General features: G+C 70.7%; 19 protein-coding genes. 15 read left to right on the forward strand and 4 right to left on the reverse strand.

The annotated features are described in order from the left end of the window. Window positions 1-63 precede the first annotated feature (63 nt). The 3 genes from HMPREF3121_RS04670 to HMPREF3121_RS04680 are packed head-to-tail and all read left to right on the forward strand — an operon-like array spanning window position 64 to window position 4,343. Complete coding sequence (locus HMPREF3121_RS04670; protein ID WP_070520315.1) at window positions 64-1,914, forward strand: penicillin-binding transpeptidase domain-containing protein; 1,851 nt, start codon at window positions 64-66, stop codon at window positions 1,912-1,914. A gap of 31 nt (window positions 1,915-1,945) precedes the next feature. Further along, complete coding sequence (map, locus tag HMPREF3121_RS04675) at window positions 1,946-2,854, forward strand: type I methionyl aminopeptidase (protein ID WP_070520380.1); 909 nt, start codon at window positions 1,946-1,948, stop codon at window positions 2,852-2,854. Window positions 2,855-2,858: 4 nt separating this feature from the next. Next, window positions 2,859-4,343 (forward strand): cobyric acid synthase, encoded by a 1,485-nt coding sequence (locus HMPREF3121_RS04680; RefSeq protein ID WP_070520318.1) that lies wholly within the window; start codon window positions 2,859-2,861, stop codon window positions 4,341-4,343. A gap of 10 nt (window positions 4,344-4,353) precedes the next feature. Here HMPREF3121_RS04680 and mtr read toward each other — a convergent pair whose 3' ends face one another. After that, window positions 4,354-5,760: a mycothione reductase gene (mtr, locus tag HMPREF3121_RS04685; protein WP_070520321.1), complete on the reverse strand. Its 1,407-nt coding sequence runs from the start codon at window positions 5,758-5,760 to the stop codon at window positions 4,354-4,356. A gap of 37 nt (window positions 5,761-5,797) precedes the next feature. Next, window positions 5,798-6,817 carry an alpha/beta hydrolase gene (locus HMPREF3121_RS04690; protein WP_224371871.1) on the reverse strand — a complete coding sequence of 340 codons (1,020 nt, stop codon included), beginning with the start codon at window positions 6,815-6,817 and terminating at the stop codon, window positions 5,798-5,800. Window positions 6,818-6,934: 117 nt separating this feature from the next. Here HMPREF3121_RS04690 and mqo point away from each other — a divergent pair, with 117 nt between their 5' ends. The 7 genes from mqo to cobA all read left to right on the forward strand — a co-directional run bounded on the left by mqo (window position 6,935) and on the right by cobA (window position 14,142). Continuing rightward, a complete protein-coding gene (gene mqo, locus HMPREF3121_RS04695) occupies window positions 6,935-8,443 on the forward strand; it encodes a malate dehydrogenase (quinone) (RefSeq protein ID WP_371327320.1) in 1,509 nt (502 codons plus the stop codon). A gap of 94 nt (window positions 8,444-8,537) precedes the next feature. Continuing rightward, window positions 8,538-9,611, forward strand: coding sequence for a magnesium chelatase ATPase subunit I (locus tag HMPREF3121_RS04700; protein ID WP_070520327.1), 1,074 nt, complete (start codon window positions 8,538-8,540; stop codon window positions 9,609-9,611). Between the two features lie 49 nt (window positions 9,612-9,660). Next, window positions 9,661-10,359: a vWA domain-containing protein gene (locus tag HMPREF3121_RS04705; protein ID WP_141742970.1), complete on the forward strand. Its 699-nt coding sequence runs from the start codon at window positions 9,661-9,663 to the stop codon at window positions 10,357-10,359. After that, window positions 10,356-10,985, forward strand: a complete 630-nt coding sequence (locus tag HMPREF3121_RS04710) for a hypothetical protein (RefSeq protein ID WP_070520330.1) — start codon at window positions 10,356-10,358, stop codon at window positions 10,983-10,985. The genes HMPREF3121_RS04705 and HMPREF3121_RS04710 overlap by 4 nt, the downstream gene beginning before the upstream one ends. Before the next feature lie 33 nt (window positions 10,986-11,018). Next, a complete protein-coding gene (gene cobO / locus HMPREF3121_RS12360; protein WP_070520389.1) occupies window positions 11,019-11,639 on the forward strand; it encodes a cob(I)yrinic acid a,c-diamide adenosyltransferase in 621 nt (206 codons plus the stop codon). Beyond that, on the forward strand, window positions 11,633-13,018 hold the full coding sequence (locus tag HMPREF3121_RS04720; RefSeq protein WP_070520333.1) for a cobyrinic acid a,c-diamide synthase CobB: 1,386 nt from the start codon (window positions 11,633-11,635) through the stop codon (window positions 13,016-13,018). The genes cobO and HMPREF3121_RS04720 overlap by 7 nt, the downstream gene beginning before the upstream one ends. Window positions 13,019-13,062: 44 nt before the next feature. Then, window positions 13,063-14,142 carry a uroporphyrinogen-III C-methyltransferase gene (gene cobA / locus HMPREF3121_RS04725; protein ID WP_070520335.1) on the forward strand — a complete coding sequence of 360 codons (1,080 nt, stop codon included), beginning with the start codon at window positions 13,063-13,065 and terminating at the stop codon, window positions 14,140-14,142. Here cobA and HMPREF3121_RS04730 read toward each other — a convergent pair. After that, window positions 14,139-14,870: a YaaA family protein gene (locus HMPREF3121_RS04730; protein ID WP_070520338.1), complete on the reverse strand. Its 732-nt coding sequence runs from the start codon at window positions 14,868-14,870 to the stop codon at window positions 14,139-14,141. The two genes, cobA and HMPREF3121_RS04730, sit on opposite strands and share 4 nt — an antisense overlap. A 101-nt stretch (window positions 14,871-14,971) precedes the next feature. Between HMPREF3121_RS04730 and HMPREF3121_RS04735 the strand changes: the two genes are divergently transcribed. Beyond that, the gene (locus HMPREF3121_RS04735; RefSeq protein ID WP_070520341.1) at window positions 14,972-16,723 is read left to right on the forward strand and encodes a proline--tRNA ligase; all 1,752 of its coding nucleotides are present in this window, start codon (window positions 14,972-14,974) and stop codon (window positions 16,721-16,723) included. Here HMPREF3121_RS04735 and HMPREF3121_RS04740 read toward each other — a convergent pair. After that, window positions 16,716-17,663 (reverse strand): DUF4439 domain-containing protein, encoded by a 948-nt coding sequence (locus HMPREF3121_RS04740; RefSeq protein ID WP_083291275.1) that lies wholly within the window; start codon window positions 17,661-17,663, stop codon window positions 16,716-16,718. The genes HMPREF3121_RS04735 and HMPREF3121_RS04740 overlap by 8 nt on opposite strands. Window positions 17,664-17,705: 42 nt before the next feature. Here HMPREF3121_RS04740 and rimP point away from each other — a divergent pair, with 42 nt between their 5' ends. The 4 genes from rimP to HMPREF3121_RS04760 all read left to right on the forward strand — a co-directional run. Then, complete coding sequence (gene rimP, locus HMPREF3121_RS04745; RefSeq protein WP_070520346.1) at window positions 17,706-18,281, forward strand: ribosome maturation factor RimP; 576 nt, start codon at window positions 17,706-17,708, stop codon at window positions 18,279-18,281. Continuing rightward, window positions 18,278-19,264, forward strand: coding sequence for a transcription termination factor NusA (gene nusA / locus HMPREF3121_RS04750; protein WP_070520349.1), 987 nt, complete (start codon window positions 18,278-18,280; stop codon window positions 19,262-19,264). Before rimP ends, nusA begins: the two co-directional genes overlap by 4 nt. Window positions 19,265-19,401: 137 nt before the next feature. After that, window positions 19,402-19,761: a YlxR family protein gene (locus HMPREF3121_RS04755; RefSeq protein WP_070520351.1), complete on the forward strand. Its 360-nt coding sequence runs from the start codon at window positions 19,402-19,404 to the stop codon at window positions 19,759-19,761. A gap of 125 nt (window positions 19,762-19,886) precedes the next feature. Beyond that, window positions 19,887-20,175 (forward strand): translation initiation factor IF-2 N-terminal domain-containing protein (locus HMPREF3121_RS04760; RefSeq protein WP_210387250.1); only part of this gene is annotated, 289 nt, incomplete at its 3' end.

Raw genomic sequence — 20,175 nt, forward strand, 5'->3', positions numbered from 1 at the left:
ATCTTGGGGCTTTTCGGCGTGCCGTACGGGGGCGCCGGGGTGCCCGGTGATAGCGTCTGCGGCATGAGCCCCAGTTCCCCGCGCCGGCGCATCGCCGCGCTGTTCACGGCCGTCGCGATGGCCGCCACGACGGTGGCGTGCACCCCGCGCCCGGACACCGGGGAAGACGTCCTGGAGGACTTCTTCGAGGCGTTGTCGGCCGGTGACGTCGTCGGCGCCGCGGAGCTGACCGACCACGAGTCGACGGCCCGGGCGGATCTCGACGCGGCGTGGAACGGTCTGTCCGCCGAGTCGCTGGAGACGGAGATCGGGGACGTGCGCGGCGACGGGGGACGAACCACCGCGCAGGTGACCATGAATTGGGATCTGGCGGGCGACCGCGAGTGGTCGTACGACACGACGTTCCACCTGACCCGGTCGGACAGCCGGTGGGCGGTGCGGTGGAGCCCGTCGGCGCTGCATCCGCGGCTGGGCAACAATCAGCATCCGGAGTTGCGGCGCGTCCCGGCGCCGCGGGCGTCGGTGGTCGGCTCCGATGGTGCGCCGCTGCTGGAACCGGGGACGGTGCACCGGGTGGTGCTCGACCGGTCGGCGGTGTCGGACGTGCAGGGGGCGGTCAACCGCATCGCCACGGTCGTCAACAACGGCATGCCCGCCGATGACGAGGGGCGTCGGGCGGCGAGCGTGGACGCCCGCGCCGTGGGCAAGCAGGCCGTCGGGGGAGAAGGGCCGTATTCCGTCGTGGTGCTGCCGGCGGATTCGCCGGTCGAGATGCGCGACGAGCTCGCCTCGCTGCCGGGTGTGACGGTCAACGACGAGGCGGCGATGGTGCGGCCGGATCCGGGGTTCGCGCCGGATCTGATGAGCCGCGTGGAGCGGATCGTCTCCGACGACGTCACCGGCGACGACGGGTGGAGCATCGTGGCGGCCAACCCGGACGGGGGCGTGCTGGCGTCGCTGCATTCGGTGGATCCGGAGGTGCGTCCGGCCATCCGCGCGTCGGTGAGCAAGACGGTGCAGGACGCCGCGCAGCGGGCGGTGGATCTGCGGCCGGATGCCGAGGTCATGCTCGTGGCGGTGCGTCCGTCGTCGGGCGAGGTGCTGGCCGTGGCGCAGACGGGCAAGGCCGACGAAAAGGGTGACCTGGCGCTGATGGGGCAGTTCCCGCCGGGGTCGACGTTCAAGATCGTCACCGCGGCCGCCGGGATGGACCATCTCGACTTGGACCCGGGGTCGACGGTGCCGTGCCCGGGCACGATGACGTTGGGGCCGCGCGTGGTGACCAACTACAACGGCTCCGGCGTGGGCGACACCTCGCTCAACGACGCCTTCGCGCGGTCGTGCAACACCACCTTCGCCGACATCTCGTACCGCCTGGAGCCCGGTCGGCTGCAGTCGGAGGCCGAGCGCTTCGGCATCGGCGTGGACTACCGCATCGCGGGCCTGGACACGATCACCGGTTCGGTGTCCGACGGCACCGACGAGGCCGAGCGCATCGACGCCGGCTACGGCCAGGGCTTCGACTTGGCCAGCCCCTTCGGCATGGCGATGGTCTCGGCGACGGTGGCGGCGGGCCGCGTGCCCACCCCGACCCTGGTGCCCCAGGCCGGAACATGGGCGTCGACGCAGCCGGAGCCGCTGAACCCGGAGACCGTCCAGAAGCTGCGCAGCGTCATGCGTTCGGTGGTCACGTCGGGCACGGCCACGGCGATCGCCGGTCGCGGCGAGGTGTACGGAAAGACCGGCGAGGCCGAGGTCACGGGCGGTTCGCACGCGTGGTTCACCGGCTGGCGCGATGACATCGCCTTCGCCACGCTCATCGTCCACGGCGGCGGCTCGGAGCATGCGGTGGCGGTGACCGACGCATTCCTGGCCAACCTCGACGAGCAGGCGGACGCCGCGCCCGTCGACTGATCGATCCGGCGGCGGGGGTATCGTGTTCGCCATGACCGATCGCGCACCGTTGACCATGCAGGAGCCCACCCCGTCACGCACCGTGCCCGCCCACATCGAGCGGCCGGAGTACGCGTGGAAGGACGAGGTCGCCGAGGGAGTCGGCGAGCCGCTGGTCCAATCACCGGAGGACATCGAGGCCATGCGGGAGGTGTCCCGCATCGCCGCCAACGCGTTGGTGGAGGCGGGGAAGGCCTGCGTGCCGGGGGCGACGACGGACGACGTCGACCGGGTGGTCCACGAGTACCTGATGGACCACGACACGTACCCGTCGCCGTTGGGCTATCGGGGCTTCACCAAGAGCTGCTGCGTGTCGCTCAACGAGATCGTGTGCCACGGCATTCCGGGCCCGCAGGTCATCGAGGACGGCGACATCGTCAACGTCGACGTGACGGGCTACAAGAATGGCGTGCACGGCGACACCAACGCCACGTTCTTCGCCGGCAACGTGTCCGAGGAGCACCGTCTGCTGGTGGAGCGCACCTACAACGCGACGATGCGCGGCATCAAGGCCATCAAGCCGGGCCGCGAGATCAACGTCATCGGCCGCGTCATCGAGGCGTACGCGCGGCGTTTCGGCTACAACACGGTCCGCGATTTCACCGGCCACGGCGTCGGCACGACGTTCCACAACGGCCTGGTGGTGCTGCATTACGACGAGCCGTCGCAGACCACCGTGCTCGAGCCGGGCATGACGCTGACGGTGGAGCCGATGATCAACCTCGGCGGGTTGGACTACGAGATCTGGGATGACGGTTGGACCGTCCAGAACACCGACCGCAAGTGGACCGCCCAGTTCGAGCACACGGTGCTGGTGACCGATTCGGGCGTGGAGATCCTCACCCTGCCGGACGAGGTCGTCGAGGGGCAGTTCCTCACCGGCTGGAAGCCGGGCGCCTGATCCGATGACCGGGTCGTCGCCCCGGGGCACCGCGTTTCTCGTCGCCGGCTGCACGTCCGATGCGGGCAAGTCGGTGCTGGTCGCCGGCCTGTGTCGGCTGCTGGTGCGCCGGGGCGTGTCGGTGGCGCCGTTCAAGGCGCAGAACATGTCCAACAACTGCGCGGTGACGCCCGACGGCGGGGAAATCGGCCGCGCCCAGGCGCTGCAGGCGTTGGCGTGCGGCCTGGAACCCAGCGTCGACTTCAACCCCGTGCTGCTCAAACCGGGCTCCGACCAGACGAGCCAGGTCGTGGTGCGCGGCCGGGCGGAGGGCACCGTGTCGGCGCTGACCTACCGGGAGCGTCGTAAAGCACTGCGGTCCGTCACCGTCGACTGCCTGGCCGATCTGCGCGCGCGGTACGACGTCGTGGTGTGCGAGGGAGCGGGGTCGCCCGCGGAGGTCAACCTGCGGGAATCGGACATCGCCAACATGGGCTTGGCGGAAGCCGCCGACCTGCCGGTGCTCGTCGTCGGCGACATCGACCGCGGTGGGGTGCTGGCGCATTTCGTGGGCACGCACGCGATCCTCGGGGAGTCCGACCGCCGCCGGATCACGGGCTTCGTGGTGAACAAATTCCGCGGGGCGGTGGAACTGCTCACGCCGGGACTCGACGTCGTCACGCAGCGCACGGGCGTGCCGGTGCTCGGCGTCGTCCCGTTCATTTCCGGCCTGTGGATCGACGCGGAGGATTCGCTGGGCACCGTCGCCGCGACGTCCATCGGACCGGCCACGCGGCCACTGGGGGAAGAGACGCTCACCGTCGCCGCCATCCGACTGCCGCGGGTGTCCAACGCCACCGACGTCGAGGCCCTGGCCGCCGAGCCGGGCGTGCGCGTCGAGTGGACCGTCGACCCGAGCACCGTCGCCCGCGCCGACCTGGTGGTGCTGCCCGGCACGAAGGCCACGGTGCACGACCTCGGCTGGTTGCGGGACCGGGGGCTCGACGACGCCCTGATCCGGCGGGCCGCCCGCGGAGCGCCGACGCTGGGCATCTGCGGGGGATTCCAGATGATGTGCGCGTCCATCGTCGACGAGGTGGAGGCCGGTGACGGGGCCGCCCCGGTGCGCGTCGACGGTCTGGGCATCTTCGACGCCGACATCGGCTTCGCCGAACCGAAGGTCCTCGCCCGCCACGACGACGGCTCCTACGAGGTGCACAACGGCCGCGTGACCAGAAGCGGCGAAGAGACGTGGCCCCATGGCGAGGGGGCCGTGCGCGGCGCCGTCGCAGGCACCCACCGGCACGGCCTGCTGGAAAACGACGACCTGCGCCGCCGGTACCTGCGATCGGTCGCCGACGCCGCCGGACTGGACGGTTTCGTCGTCGCCCCCGACACCGATTTCCGCGCCGAGCGGCTGCGCCAACTGGACCTCATCGCCGACGCGATCGAGGCACACCTCGCGGGGCCCGCGCTGGCCGCGGCGACCGGCGTGCCGGAACTGGGGTGATCCCCGGCGCTTAGTCGAACTCGAGGCCGAGGATCGCGTTCTCGATGAGCTCCGGCAGCGCCGGGTGGATCCAGTGCTGTGCGGCCACGACCTCGCGGACGTCCAGGTCGAACGCCATCATCTGGATGCACTGCTGCACCAGGGTGGCGGCCTGCTCGCCGATGAAGTGGGCGCCGAGCAGACGGCCGGTGCGCTTGTCGGCGATGAGCTTGGCGAAGCCGTCGCGATCCTCCAGCGCCCAGCCGTAGGCCACGTCGCCGTAGTTCTGCACCTTCACGGTGATCTCGGTGCCGTTGTCCCGCGCCCACTGCAGCGCCTCGTCCTCGGTCATGCCGACCTGGCCGATCTGGGGGTGCGAGAAAATCGCCGACGGAATGTGCCGGTGGTCGAAGGACCGCAGGTCGCCGGGGTTGAGGACGTTGTGGAAGACCACCTTCGCCTCATGGTTGGCGATGTGCTTCAGCTGATGCGGGCTGGACACGTCGCCCAGGGCCCACACGCCCTCGGCGGAGGTGCGGCCGTGCTCGTCGACGGCGATGCGGCCGTCGGCGGTCATGTCCACCCCGCCGGCGGCGAGTTCCATCAGATCGCCGTTGGGGGTCCGCCCGGTGGCGACGAGGAATTCGCCGCCTCGGACCTCGGTGCCGTCGGAAAGCTTCGCGACGACGACGCCGTCCTCCTCGCGCAGCGATTCGATGGTCGTGTTGAGGCGCACGTCCCAATCCCGGGAGGCGACCTCGGTGAACCGGGCCGACACGTCGGCGTCGGACTGGCGGTTGAGGGCGCCGGAACGGACGATGACGTGGACCTTGACGCCCAGCGACGAGAAGACGTGCGCGAACTCGGTGGCGATGAACCCGCCGCCGAGGATGATCATCTCCTCCGGCAGCCGGTCGATGCGCATGATGTCGGCGTTCGTGCGGTACCGCACGCCGGATTCGGTGACGAAGCCCGGGATCGTCGTGCGCGAGCCGGCGGCGATGATGATCTGGTCGGCGGTGATCTCCATCTCCTCGTCGCCCTGGCCGGTGCGGATGCGGCGGGGCCCGACGAAGACGGCGTGGCGGTCGTAGACGTCGATGTTCGGCGTCTCCGGGCCGCGGCGGTACGCCTCGCCGCCGTCGGCGATGGCGTCGATGCGGTCGGCGAACACCCGCTCCTTGATGGAATCCCAGTCGATCGAATCGACGTGGGCGTGAACCCCCAGTCGGGCCGCCTCGGACACGGTGCGGGCGGCGTCGGCGGCGAGCACGTACATCTTCGTGGGGATGCACCCGACGTTGAGGCACGTGCCGCCGAAACGGCCCTCCTCGACCAGCGCGATGCGCACGTCATCGAAGGCGGGGGACGGGATCGAGTTGCCCGATCCGGTGCCGATGATGATCAGGTCGTAATGACGGGCGTTGTCGCTGGTCAAAGCATCTCCTCGGTGGTTGGGGTCGTGTGCGCGGGGGTCAGCGGCCGTTGACGGAATCCAGGAACAGGATCGTCTCCCTCATCGCCTGGGCGCGCGCATGGTCCTTGGACAAATAGACGTCGTGGCGGGCGCCGGGGATGGTCCGGTGGCGCGCCCCGCTTCCCAGACAACGCGTGCGGCGGGCGATCTGTTCCACGTCGAGCACCGCGTCGGCGGTGTCCAGCGACGGCGACCACTTCTGGTTCACGGCCGAACGGTCCGAGTGCAGCACCAGGCAGGGCACTCCGACCTCGATGCCGCGGTGCAGGCGACGCTGGGCGACGAGCACGGCGTTGAGCCACGACCAGGACTTCACGTGGCCGGCGATGGGCTTGAAGGTCGTGTCGAAGTCCCACTCGCCCTTGGCGCTGCGGTGGATCGATTGGCCGTAGCCGCCCAGGCCCTTGTCGGGGGTCAGGCGGTCGGGCGCGCGGCGCGCCATGACGGTGGCCGCGAGCTTGACGACGGCGCGCTGCATGGGCGGGAACTGCAGATCCAGCCAGGGGCTGTTGAGCACCGCCCCGGCCACCCGCGCGTGGACGTCGGGGCGACGCTCACGCAACCCGTCGAGCCACAACGCGGCGATGAGACCGCCCGTCGAGTGGGCCAGCGGGACGACGGTGGGATGGCCGGCACCGAGGATCAGGTCCGCGGCTGCGTCCAGGTCGGCGTCGTAAAGCGACAAATCGGTGATGTGATGCCACCGCTGCCCCTCGCGCCGCGACCGACCGCACTTGCGCAGATCCACCGCGTAAAAGGCGTAGCCGGCCTCATGGAGCTCCCGGGCCACGTGATCCTGGAAGAAGTAGTCGCTCATCCCGTGGATCCACAGCACCGCCGGGCGCGAAGTGAAGTCGGCCCCGTCGGCGCCGGGGGGCGCGTACTTGATCACGGTGGCGACGACTTCGCCCTCACCATCCGGGTCCGGGCCCAGGTCGGCGACGGTTTCGGGGAAGTCGGCGCCCAACGAACCGGGCTTCCATTCGGGGGTGGGGGACGTCATGTCATTGAAGGTCACGGCCCACAGCCTAGCGGCACATTATGGGGGTGCACCCGGGGTTGTGCCACAATGGACGGGAACAGTGTGTCAGTCCGGGGGACGTGCGTGCGCCGCCCGATTACCTAGTCATGAAGGATGTTGACCGCAGTGTCTGAAAACAATCTTCCCGCCACCGTCGGTGATGAAGTCGACGTTGTCCTGATCGGTGCGGGCGTCATGAGCGCCACCCTCGGCGTCCTGCTCACGGAGCTCGAACCCGGCTGGTCCCAGCTCATCTTCGAGCGCCTTGACCAGCCCGCCGAGGAATCGTCCTCCCCGTGGAACAACGCCGGCACCGGCCACGCGGCGCTGTGCGAGCTCAACTACACGCCCGAGTCCAACGGCGTGGTCAACGTCGACAAGGCGCTGAAGATCAACGAGCAGTTCCAGGTCTCCCGCCAGCTGTGGACCAACCTGGTCGAAGACGGCGTCATCACCGACCCGAGCGCGTTCATCAACGCCGTCGACCACACCACCTTCGCCCAGGGCCCCGAGCAGATCGCGTTCATGCGCCGCCGCTTCGAGGCCCTCGACAAGCAGCCCCTGTTCCACGACCAGGAGCTCATCGAGGACCAGGACCGCTTCGCCGAGTACCTGCCGCTGATGGCCGAGGGCCGCGACTTCTCCACCCCGGTGTCCGCCATCCGCAACCCCAACGGCACCGACGTCAACTTCGGCGCGCTGACCAAGCAGTACCTGGCGGCCCTGTCCGACCGCGGCACCGAAATCCGCTACGGCCACGAGGTCAAGAACATCACCCGCGAGGGCGCCAAGTGGGTCGTCACGGTGAAGAACATGCACACCGGCGACACCCGCACCGTCCGCGCGAACTTCGTGTTCGTCGGCGCCGGCGGCAACGCCCTGCCGCTGCTGCAGAAGTCCGGTATCCCCGAGATCAAGGGCTACGGCGGCTTCCCCGTCGGCGGCCAGTGGCTGCGCTGCACCAACGAAGAGGTCATCGCCCAGCACAACGCGAAGGTCTACGGCAAGGCGTCCGTCGGCACCCCGCCGATGTCCGTGCCGCACCTGGACACCCGCATCATCGACGGCAAGAAGGGCCTGCTGTTCGGCCCCTACGCCGGCTGGACCCCGAAGTTCCTGAAGCAGGGCAAGATCACCGACCTGCCGATGTCGCTGCGCCCGCACAACCTGGCCACCATGCTCGGCGTCGGCGTCCACGAGATGGGCCTGACCAAGTACCTCATCACCGAGGTGCTCAAGAACCACGCCGCCCGCGTCGAGTCGCTGCGCGAGTACGTGCCCAACGCCCGCGACGAGGACTGGGAGATCGTCCACGCCGGTCAGCGCGTGCAGGTGATCAAGCCGGCCAAGGCCCCGACCTTCGGCACCCTGGAGTTCGGCACCGCCGTCATCAACTCCGCCGACGGTTCCATCGCCGGCCTGATGGGCGCGTCCCCGGGCGCCTCCATCGCCCCGGCCGTGATGATCGAGCTGCTGGAGCGTTGCTTCGGCGACAAGATGAGCGCCTGGACCCCGAAGCTCAAGGAGCTCGTGCCCTCCTACGGCACCTCGCTGGCCGAGGACACCGCCCTGTACAAGGAGGTGTGGGACGCCTCGCAGAAGGCCCTGAAGCTGGAGCGCTGACCCCGGTTTCGCACTGTCGCGCACGGCGGCGGTTCCCGCGGATTCGCGGGGGCCGCCGCCGTCGATTTTTTCGGTACAGGGTATAAGTGGGCTCATGTCTGCCTTTCCGGGTTTTCCGTTTTCCGCGATCGTCGGCCAGGAGCGCCTTCGGCTGGCGCTGCTGTTGACGGCGGTGTCGCCGGGCATCGGCGGGGTGGTGGTGCGCGGCGAGAAGGGCACGGCGAAGACCACGGCCGTGCGCGCGCTGGGGCCGCTGCTGCCGAAGGGCACGGTGGTGGACCTCCCGCTGGGCGCCACGGAGGACCGCGTGGTCGGGTCGATCGACGTGGAGTCGGTGTTGACCACCGGCCACGCGGAGTTCCGTCCGGGGCTGCTGTCGAAGGCCGATGGGGGAGTGCTCTACGTCGACGAGGTCAATCTGCTCGCCGATCACCTGGTCGACGTGCTTCTCGACGCCGCCGCGACTGGTCGCGTCACCGTCGAGCGTGACGGGGTGTCCCACGTGGAGGAGACGTCGTTCGTGCTGGTGGGCACGATGAACCCGGAGGAGGGGGAGCTGCGTCCGCAGCTGCTCGACCGGTTCGGCCTGGCCGTCGACGTCGTCGCCTCGCGGGACCCGGAGGTGCGGGTGGAGGTCATGCGCCGCCGCCTGGCCTACGAGTCCGACCCCCACGGCTTCGCCGCCCGATGGGCGCAGGCCGACGGCGAATTGCGGGATCGTCTCACCCGCGCCCGCGGGTTGGTCGGGCAGATTCCGCTCGATGACGTTCATTTGGCGCGCATCGCGTCGCTGTGCGCGGATTTCGACGTCGACGGCATGCGCGCCGACCTGGTCATCGCACGCACCGCCCGCGCCCACGCGGCCTGGCGCGGTGCCGAGGAGATCGATTCGGAGGACATTCGCGTCGCCGCCGAGCTGGCTTTGCCGCACCGTCGCCGCCGCGATCCCTTCGACGAGCCCGGCGTCGACCAGGGCGATCTCGACGACGCGCTCGACCGGGCGGAGGAGCGGTACCCCGACGAACGGGACCACGCCGAGGAGCCGCCGCAGCCGTCACACGACGACGAGTCGCAGGAGCAGCAGGAGGGCCCCGCACCGACGGGAGGTACTGCCCGATTGGGCGACCCCTTTCGCGGCCAGGACGCTGGTTCTCGACGGCATCGGTGAGGGCGGCGACGGTCGCCGCGGCCGGGCCACGGGACCCCGGGGCCGGGACATCCGCGCCGTGCGGGGCGGCCGGGGCGTGCACGTGCCGGGCACGGTCTTGGCGGCGGCGGAGCGTGGCGCGCGCGTCGACGGGGCGATGGTGCCGCTCATCGGCACCGACCTGCGGGGAGCCGAGCGCGAGGGGCGCGAGTCGAACCTCATCGTGTTCCTCGTCGACGCCTCCGGGTCCATGGCGGCCCGCGACCGGCTCGAGGCGGTCACGGGGGCGGTGCAGTCGTTGCTTCGCGACGCCTACCAGCGCCGCGACCGCGTGGCCGTGGTGACGTTCCGGGGCGACGACGCGACGGTGGAGCTGCCGCCGACCCGGTCGACGGTGGCCGCCAGCAGACGGCTCGAGGACGTGTCGACGGGCGGCCGCACGCCGTTGGCGTCGGGGCTGGAGACGGCCCGGAAGCTGATCGAGCGCGAACACCGGCGGGATCCGTCGCGGCGCGCGATGCTCGTCGTCCTGTCGGATGGGCGGGCGACGTCGGCCGGCGGGCGCGAGGCGGCGGGGCTGGCCGCCGATGCGTTCCGCCGCCGGGGAGTCGCCGGGTCCATCGTCGTGGATTGCGAATCCGGGCGCGTGCGGTTGGGGCTGGCCAAGGAATTGGCGACGAAGCTCGGCGCGCCGTGCGTGCGCATCGAGGACCTCGACGCCGACGCCGTCGCGGGCGTGGTGAAGGCGGCGGTAGTCTCGCGGTCATGAGCGACCCGCAACCGGACACCGTCGTCGTCAACGTCGTCGAGATCACCGTCTTCGCCGAGCGGTGGCGGGCGGACCTGCTGCTCGGGCGGCTCGGTCTGGCCATCGGGGCGCGCCTGGGCGGCGTCGACGCGGGTTTTTCCGTCACCGACGCCGAAGACGACGACTGGGACCTCGTCGACCAGTGGCGCCAGCTCAACGCCGGTGTGCGGCCGTCGGCGGACAAGGGGCTGCACACGGTCGTCGCCTGGTTCACGGGAGAGCCGAAGGGCGCCGGCGACGATGACGCGGACACCGCCGACGAGGACGAGACGCTGGCGATCATCCTCGACGCGCTCGACGGCCTGGCGCAGGCCGGGGTGGGGGAGTCCGAGCTGGACTACGACGGGGCGAACCCCGACCACGTGCCCTTCGGCGACGTGCGCCACGTCATCGAACTTCCCGCCGCGACGATGGCCAAGGGCGCCGACCTCGCCCCCGACGTCGCCGCGGCCGTGGGGCGGCTGCGCGGTCTGGTCGCCGCCGGTCGCGGGCCCGCGCCTGAGGTGACGAGCATCCAGATGCGGTCCCGGGCGGCCTTCGACGAAGCTCGTTCGGGGTGGTTGGCCGACGAGGGGCGGGCCCGCTGACCGGCCGCGCCGACCCCGGCTACCATGTCGGCCATGGCACAGGGACAGGTTGATCCGAAGAACATTCCCGACGACGGGCTGACGACGCGGCAGCGCCGCCAGCTGCCCATCACCGCGGTCCACACCGGTCATGGCAAGGGCAAGTCGACCGCAGCGTTCGGCATGGCGTTGCGCGCGTGGAACCAGGGGCTCGACATCGGCGTGTTCCAGTTCGTGAAGTCGGCGAAGTGGAAGGTCGGCGAGGAGTCCGTGTTCAAGCGCCTCGGCGAGCTTCACGACGACACCGGCGAAGGCGGCGCGGTGCAGTGGCACAAGATGGGCGAGGGCTGGTCCTGGTCCCGCAAGAAGGGCACCGAGGAGGACCACGCCCGCGCCGCCGCCGAGGGGTGGGCGGAGATCAAGCGCCGCCTGGCCGCGGAGGAGCACGACTTCTACGTCCTCGACGAGTTCACGTACCCGATCAAGTGGGGGTGGGTCGACGTCGACGACGTCGCCGAGACGCTGGCCAATCGTCCGGGCCGCCAGCACGTCGTCATCACGGGCCGCGACGCCGACCCGAAGCTCATCGAGGTCGCGGATCTGGTCACGGAGATGACCAAGCACAAGCATCCGATGGACGTCGGCCGCAAGGGGCAGAAGGGCATCGAGTGGTAGATCGGCTCGCCCCGGGCGTCGTCATCGCGGCGCCCGCGTCGGGCACCGGCAAGACGACCATCGCCACCGGCCTCATCGCCGCGTTGGCCCGCCGGATGTCCGTGGCGCCGTTCAAGGTGGGCCCCGACTACATCGATCCGGGTTATCACGCCATCGCCGCGGGCCGGCCGGGCCGCAACCTCGATTCCGTCATGTGCGGCGCCGACGCGATCCGCCCGTTGTACGCCCACGGTGCGAGGGGATTGGACGTCGGCGTCGTCGAGGGCGTCATGGGGCTGTTCGACGGCCGCATCGGCGGCGATCCCCTCGACGCGAGCGCCTCGACGGCCGAAATCGCGCGGCTGCTGGGCATGCCGGTCATCCTCGTCGTCGATGCGCGGCACATGAGCCAATCCGCCGCGGCCCTGGTCCATGGCTTTGCGACGATGGACGACCGGGTCCACGTCGCCGGGGCGATCATCAACCGGGTGGGCTCCGACCGTCACGAAACCGTCGTCCGCGATGCCGTGGAGGCCGTCGGGGTTCCGGTGTTGGGGGCGATTCCGCGCGTCGACGGCATCGAGGTGCCCTCGCGTCATCTGGGCCTGGTCACGGCCGCGGAAGGCGGTGCAGAGGCCCGTGCGGCGGTGGCGATGATGGCCGACCTCGTCGAAAAGCACGTCGACCTCGACGCCGTCGTGTCCCTGGCCGACGTGCGGCCGGGGTCCGAACCGTGGGACCCGGCTGAGGCGATCGGCGGCGAAGCGGCGCACGGCGACGGCCCCCGCATCGCGCTGGCCGGAGGGCCCGCCTTCACCTTCGCGTACGCCGAACACTCCGAGCTGCTGGCCGCCGCGGGCGCCCGGGTCGAGGTGTTCGACCCGCTGGTCGACGATCTTCCCGACGCCGACGGGCTCGTCGTGCCGGGCGGTTTCCCGGAAGAACACGCCGCCGGTCTCGCCGCGCGCGACGACCTGGCGGCGGCGGTGCGCGCGTTGGTCGCCGACGGCGCCGCCGTCCACGCCGAATGCGCCGGACTGCTGTGGTTGCTGGAATCGCTGGGCGGGCACGCCATGTGCGGCGTCATTCCCGGCTCCGCGTCGATGGGCAGGCTCAGCCTCGGCTACCGCACCGCGACGATGCTGTCGGACTCTCCGCTCGGCGGCGTCGGCGGGAGGGTCACCGGCCACGAGTTTCACAAAACCCGCCTCGACCCCGGCACCGAACGGGCCGCCCACGCCGCCGGATGGACCCGCGCGTGGGGCTGGCGCGGCTGGGGCGGAGAGACCGTCACCGAGGGTTTCGTCTCCCCGAACGGCCGCGTACACGCGTCTTACCTGCACGTTCACCCCGCCGGTGCGCCGTCGGTGTTGCGCAGTTTCGTCGACGCCTGCCGCTGAGGGCCGATGCGCGGGGACCGGGCGCCGGGCGATAAGATCCCCTCATGACATTGATGTTGAAGGGCAGCCGCGTCCTCGTCGTCGGCGCGTCCACCACGGCCGAACGGGTCATCCCGGGACTGGTCGGCGGGGGCGCCGAGGTCATCGTGTGCGAGGGCGGCGAGATTTCGCCGGCCATCGAGGGGTGGGCGGAACGGGGCCGCATCCAGCTGTGGCGCACGCCGTTCACGCCCGCGATGCTGTGGGGCAAGCGGATGGTCGTCGTCACCGACCCGGATCTGCTGCGCGAGGTCATGGTGCAGTCCAACCTGCACGGCGTGCTCGTCGACGACGCCACCGACGGCGCCGCCCAGCACGCCCAGGCGTTCAAGGGCCGCCGGGCCTCCCGGGCCGGTCACCTCGCCGGCACCGTCGCCCTCGTCGGCGGCGGGCCGGGCGACCCCGGCCTCATCACGGTGGAGGGGCGTCGCCTGCTGCGCCTGGCCGACGTCGTCCTCGCCGACCACCTCGGCCCGCTGTCTCTGCTGGGGGAGCTGGACGTCGACGTCGAGATCATCGACGCCGCGAAGCTGCCCTACGGCCGTGCGATGGCGCAGGAGCGCATCAACGAACTGCTCATCGACCGCGCGCGGCAGGGCCTGTTCGTCGTGCGCCTCAAGGGCGGCGACCCGTACCTGTTCGGCCGCGGGTTCGAGGAACTGTCGGCCCTGCGCGAGGCCGGCATCCCCGTCACCGAGGTGCCCGGCATCAGCTCGGCGATTTCCGTGCCGGCCGCCGCGGGCATCCCAGTCACCCAGCGCGGCGTCAACCACGACTTCACCATCGTCTCCGGCCACGTGCCGCCGGGGCACCCGACGTCGCTGGTCAACTGGGAAGCGCTGGGGCAGCTCAAGGGCACGCTCGCGGTGATCATGGGCGTGAAGAACGGCCCGAAGATCGCCGAGGCGCTCATCGCCGCCGGCCGCGCCGCCGACGCGCCCGCCGCGATCATCCAGGAGGGCACGACCGAAAACCAGCGCGTGCTGCACTGCGATCTGGGCACCCTCGGCGAGACCCTCGTCGGGCGGGAGGTCAAGCCCCCGGCCGTCATCATCATCGGTGACGTGGTGGCCCTGGGCCGTTAGGCGGGCACGGTCACGACGATCCCGCCGTCGTCGGCCTTCGCATCGAGTCCGGCGTCGCGGGCCACGGCGACGGCGTCGTCGAGCGAGTCGACCGGTCCCGCCGCCTCCGCCAGGGCGCGGGCGAGCAGACCCTTGTGGTGCTTGTTGAAATGCGAGACGACCTTGCCCTCCGTTGTGAGCACCGTGGCCGTCACCGCACCGGGGACCTTGCCCAGGTTCATGTAGGCGCCCGACCGCAGGTCGACGATGAGCCCGTGGTCGCCGCCGGTCAGCGCCTCGGTGATGGCCGTGCCCCAGCGGGCGCGCATGGTGGGGGCGGCCCCGTCGGCACCGGGCAGCTTCGAGCCGCCCGACAGCCGGTACGCGGGGATCATGTCTTCGCCTCCCACGACGCCGAACAACGCCGAACCGACGGCCAGCCGGCTCCGGGCGGCCGAGGAGAGGGTTTCCGCGTCGAGTGCGTCGTAAAGCACGCCCGTGTACCGATCCAAGGCGGGCATGGTCGGGGACGTGAACAACGCGGCATTGGCGTCGACTTCCCCGACCAGCTTCGGCCCGAGCTTCAGCGCGGCCATGGCGGCGTCGCGGTCGGCGGACAGGGCGACGAGGTCGTCGGCGATGGTCCGGCGCACGTCGGTCAGCTCCGGCCACGACAGGCCCGCCAGATCCAGGGGTGCGCCCGAACCGCCGGTCGACTTCGACTCGGACGGCGGCAAAAGGATCAACATGGACACCGACTTTAACCGTCCCGATTCCGTGCCCGACGACCGCCGACGCACGGGCCGCCCCATGCCCGCCGCCGTATGCCGCGGGCGGTAGAGTAGCCGCCATGATCACGCGTATGTCTCGGCTGTTCCTGCGCACGCTGCGGGACGACCCGGCCGATGCCGAAGTGCCCAGCCACAAGCTTCTCGTCCGCGCCGGCTACATCCGGCGCCACGCCCCCGGCATCTACTCCTGGTTGCCGCTCGGCCTGAAGGTGCTGCGCAACATCGAGACCGTCATCCGCGAGGAGATGGACGGCATCGGTGCCCAGGAGATCGCGTTCCCGGCGCTGCTGCCGCGCGAGGCGTACGAGGTGTCCAACCGGTGGACCGAGTACGGCGACGACCTGTTCCGCCTCAAGGACCGCAAGAAGGCCGACTACCTGCTCGGCCCGACGCACGAGGAGATGTTCGCCCAGGCCGTCAAGGACCTGTACAGCTCCTACAAGGATTTCCCGGTCACCCTGTACCAGGTGCAGACCAAGTACCGCGACGAGGCCCGCCCGCGCGCCGGCATCCTGCGCGGCCGCGAGTTCATCATGAAGGACTCCTACTCCTTCGACATGGACGACGAGGGCCTGGAGGAGTCGTACCAGCTGCACCGCGGCGCCTACCGGCGCATCTTCGACCGTCTGGGCCTGGAGTACGTCATTTGCTCGGCGACGTCCGGCGCGATGGGCGGTTCGGCGTCGGAGGAGTTCCTGGCGGTGTCGGAGTCCGGCGAGGACACGTTCGTGCGCTCCACCGCCTCCGACTACGCCGCCAACGTCGAAGCCGTGACCACCCCGGCCCCGCCGGCCGAGCCCATCGAGGGCAAGCCGGAGGCCGTCGTCCACGTCACCCCGGAAGCCACCACCATCGACGCCCTGGTCGAGTGGGCGAACTCCGAGGAGGCGGGCCTGGGCCGCGAGGTCACCGCCGCCGACACCCTCAAGTGCGTCATGGTCGCCATCCGCCAGCCGGGCGGCGAGTGGGAGCTGGCCGGCATCGGCGTGCCCGGCGACCGCGAGGTGGACATGAAGCGCGTCGAGGCCGGCCTGGAGCCCGCCGAGGTGCGGCTGCTGGAGGACAAGGACTTCGCGGCGAACCCCTTCCTGGTCAAGGGCTACATCGGCCCGCGTGGTCTGGCGGCCAACGAGGTCCCGCTGTACGTCGACCCCCGCGTCGTGGAGGGCACCGCCTGGATCACCGGCGCCGACGAAGCCAACCGCCACGTCGTCGATCTGGTCTGCGGCCGCGATTTCCACCCGACGGGCACCATCGAGGCCGCCGAGGTCCGCGAGGGCGACGCCGCGCCGGATGGCGAGGGCACGCTGACGCTGCGGCGCGGCATCGAGATCGGCCACATTTTCCAGCTGGGCCGCAAGTACACCGATGCCTTCGAGGTCGACATCCTCGACGTCAACGGCAAGCGTTCCCGTCCGACGATGGGTTCCTACGGCATCGGCGTGTCGCGTCTGGTGGCGGTGCTGGCCGAGCAGCTTCACGACGACCGCGGCCTGCGCTGGCCGGCGTCGGTGGCGCCGTTCCAGGCGCACGTCGTCATCGCGAACAAGGATGCCGCGGCGGCGGAGGCGGCGGAGAAGCTGGCCGAGCAGCTCGACGCCGCCGGCGTGTCCGTGCTTTTCGACGACCGCCCCAAGGTCAGCCCGGGCGTGAAGTTCAAGGATTCCGAGCTGCTGGGCATGCCCGTCGTGGTCGTCGTCGGCCGCGGCTTCGCCGACCACAAGGTGGAGCTGCGCGACCGCATGGGCGGCGAGACCGCCGAGATCGACTACGACGACGCCGTGGACTCGGTGCTGGCCCTGATCAAGTAGCCGACAGGCCCGGCAGTGCGGCGGCTCCGTCGCCGCGGAAGACCGCACCACCGGCGTGGCACAGACCCGCCGCCTGCAGCGCAAACGCGCGGGCGGCGGGTTCTTTCGCCTCCATGAGCGCGCGCCGCCAGGCCTCGGCGCAGGAATCCTCGAGTGCCGCGGCGAACCCGGCGGCGTCCCGCTCCGGGTCGGGGGCGCCGTCGACGACGGAGTACCCGGGTTCGGCGACCGGCACGGCCACGTCGGCGTCCTCGAGCATCGAGATGACCCGATCGCGCAGCATGCGGTGGCGGTCGGCGCTGGTCGCCGTCGATTCGCGCAACTCCGGTGCGATGCGGGGAGCCGCCACGCCCATGCCGTAGACCAGCGCGTATTCGGCGATGAGGGCGTCGGCGAAGGCTGCGGCGTCGTCGCCGTCGATTCCCTCTTCGTCGGCGTGTTCGGGCACGAGGTCACGCCAGCCGACGTCCAGTCCCCGCAGCGACAGCACCACGCCGCCGTCGACGGCGGAGACCAACGCCGCCTCGTACGGGTCGCGCAGCGCACGGCCGGACGACAGGGCGTCGTAAAGCAAAGACGAGCCGCGGGAATCGCGCAGAACCGACTCCGCATCGGCCGGGGCCGGAGCCGCCGGCAGGGGAGACGGGGCGGCGACGCACTCCTCCGGGGAAGTGCCGTCGTCGAGGACTCCGCACGCGCGGGTGACCTCCGCGGCCAACGCATCGGCCTGGGTGCGGCGCACATCCGCGGCAGCCGGTGCCGCGTCGCCGAGGACGTCGACGTCGCGCAGGGCCAGCGCCCACGCCGCCTCCACCACGGGATCCGCGGAAGGGCCGGAAATGGGGGAGCAGCCCGCGGCGGCCAGCGTCAACGCACCGCCGAGGCCCGCGGCACCCGCGAGGAACGCGCGGCGGGGCAGGGGAGCAGTCGGGTCAATCACGCGTCCATCGTGCCACGGTCGGCGGGGGCTAGACTGCACGGCATGGCCTTTCCCCCCGCAGAAGCAATCGCCGACGTCATCCGCCCCGCAGCCGCCGCCCGCGGCCTCGACATCGAGGACCTGAAGGTCACCGGCGCCGGACGCATGTCGCGGGTCACCGTGCTCGTCGACGGCGACGACGCCCCCGACCTCGACGCCATCGAAGCCGTCACCCGCGACATCTCCGCGGCCCTCGACGAAGCCGAGGCGGCCGGCGAGATCGACTTCGGCGAGAAGGAATACACCCTCGAAGTGAGCACGCCCGGAGTGTCGGCGCCGCTGACCGCCCCGCGGCACTGGCGCCGCAACCGCAACCGCCTGGTCCGCATCCGGCTCGACGACGGCGGCCAGCTGGTCGGCCGCATCGGCGCGTTCGACGAAGACGGCGACCGGGTGATCATCGTCACCTCCACCGGACCCAAGGGCCGCCCCAAGGCGACCGGCGCGATTCTCGAGTTGGCCATGGTCGCGCAGGCGGTGGTAGAAATTGAGTTCTCTAAGGCACCGGCGGTCGAGCTCGACCTGGCCGGACTGGATTTCGACGACGCCGTGACCCGGCTGGAGGAACTGGACAAGTGAAGATCGAACTCGCCGCCCTGCGCACGCTGGAAAAGGAACGCAACATCCCGTTCGGCGAAATGATGGGCCTGCTCGGCCGCGCGCTGCGGGAGGCCTACCGGGGCACCGACTCGCCGGCTGAGTACGCGCGAGTCGACATCGATTACGACACCGGCGAGGTCACGGTCTTCGCCCAGGAACGCGACGAAGAGGGCAACCTCGTCGCCGAATGGGACGACACCCCCGAGGACTTCGGGCGCATCGCCGCCTACCCCGTGCGGCAGACCATCCTCCAGCGGCTGCGCGACGCCGAAAGCGACAAGGTCTTCGGCGAGTACGCTGACCTGGAAAACCAGATCGTCTCCGGCGTGGTCCAGCGCGACGTCCGCGCCAACGACAAGGGCATCGTCATCGTCCACATCGGCTCCGAGGCCAACGGCCGCGACGGCATCCTCCTGCCGGCCGAACAGCTGCCGGGCGAAACCCTCGAACACGGCGACCGCACCAAGTGCTACGTCGTCGGCGTCAACAAGACCCCGCGCGGCGTGGCCATCAACCTGTCGCGCACCCACCCCGAGCTCGTGCGCAAGCTGTTCGAACTCGAGGTGCCCGAGGTCGCCGACGAGGCCGTCGAGCTGGTCTCCATCGCCCGCGAAGCCGGCCACCGCTCCAAGGTCGCCGTCCGCGCCACCGTCAAGGGACTCAACGCCAAGGGCGCCTGCATCGGCCCGCGCGGCCAGCGCGTCAGCGCCATCATGAACGAACTCGGCGGCGAGAAGATCGACATCATCGACTACGACGAGGACCCCGCGAAGTTCGTCGGCAACGCCCTGGCCCCGGCCAAGGTCGTCTCCGTCGAGATCCTCGACGAGGAGGAGCGGCAGGCCCGGGTCGTCGTCCCCGACTACCAGCTCTCCCTCGCCATCGGCCGCGAAGGCCAAAACGCCCGCCTCGCCGCGCGACTGACGGGCTGGCGCATCGACATCCACTCCGACGCCGAATAAGCGCCCCGGCGGGCCGTCGTAAAGCGACCGTCCCGCCGCGCCGGAAAACCCCGGGGTTGGGATTCGGGGCCCGTTTCGGGTTAGGCTGTAAGACGGCCAACGAAGACGAGACGGTGAAAGGACAGGTGCGTTTGCGCATGACGACGATCCGGGACGACCACGCCCCGCACTCCGTCGAACGCGAACGAACCTGCATCGCCACCCGCACCAAGCTGCCCGAAGGGCGACTGCTGCGGATGGTGGCCCGCCGTGACGGCGACGCCACCCGCGTCGTCCCCGATCCCCGACGACGAATGTCGGGACGAGGTGCCTGGATCACCCCCACGCTCGACGCATGGGCGGTGGCCGACAAGCGCCGCGCGTTCGGCCGCGCATTGAAGGTGTCCGCCAACGCGGACGCGAACCCGGTCCGCGAGTACCTCGAAACCCTCGAGGCGCAAACCGATGCCGCACGCCTCGGATCCGGCGACCGGGAACCGACCAACGGAAAGACCTGAACACTGATGAGCGCACGATGAAGCATCAGCGATGAACGGCAACCGATAACGGGAGTCGGCAGTAGGCCAATGCGCGGGGAAACGAACCCGCCCGGCACTGTTCGACTCCGCAAGTGAGGAGAAAAGTGTCCGGAAAGCTCCGTGTCCATGAGCTCGCAAAGCAGCTCGGGGTCACCAGCAAGGAACTTCTCGCCCAGCTCAAGGAGCAGGGCGAATTCGTCAAGACCGCGTCGTCGACGGTGGAACCCCCCGTCGTCAGGCGCATGAAGCAGCTCTACGCGGCCAAGGAGGCCAAGCCAGCCGACGGCGACGCGAAGCCGGCTACCGGCAAGCCCGGCCCGAAGCCGGGTGCCGCCGCCAAGCCGGGCCCGAAGCCGGGTGCGGCCAAGCCGGGCCCCAAGCCCGCCCCGAAGG

This window comes from Corynebacterium sp. HMSC11E11 (assembly GCF_001807025.1).
GTDB classification, from domain to species: domain Bacteria; phylum Actinomycetota; class Actinomycetes; order Mycobacteriales; family Mycobacteriaceae; genus Corynebacterium; species Corynebacterium freneyi.